Raw genomic sequence first — 406 nt, forward strand, 5'->3', positions numbered from 1 at the left:
CGATGCCTTCCCAACAGATGCCACTGAGACAACCGATACTGACGGCGATGGCGTGGGCGACAATGCCGATGCCTTCCCTGACGATGCGTCTGAGACCACCGATTCCGACGGCGACGGTGTGGGCGATAATGCCGATGCCTTCCCTGACGATGCCACGGAAACCACAGATTCCGACAGTGACGGTGTCGGCGATAACAGCGACATTGACCGCGATAACGATGGCTTGTCGGATGATCTTGAATCGCGCACGAGTGCAGAAATCGTGGATTGGCCAGTACTCTATGGCACAACCTACAGCGATGGCGTTCTCAGTGCGAACGGCGGTTCTTGGGCGCATCAAGCTAACTCTCAGCGCTTTTCAGAATACGGTTACCGCGATAATTACCGCTTAAGCTTCACGGTGGCA

General features: G+C 55.9%; 1 pseudogene. It reads left to right on the plus strand.

Annotated elements, in window-relative coordinates:
• Positions 1–406, plus strand: a pseudogene (locus tag LRP50_RS25545) (hypothetical protein); the annotation flags it as partial.

Origin of the sequence: Enterovibrio gelatinilyticus, assembly GCF_028683095.1 — a bacterium.
GTDB lineage: Bacteria > Pseudomonadota > Gammaproteobacteria > Enterobacterales > Vibrionaceae > Enterovibrio > Enterovibrio gelatinilyticus.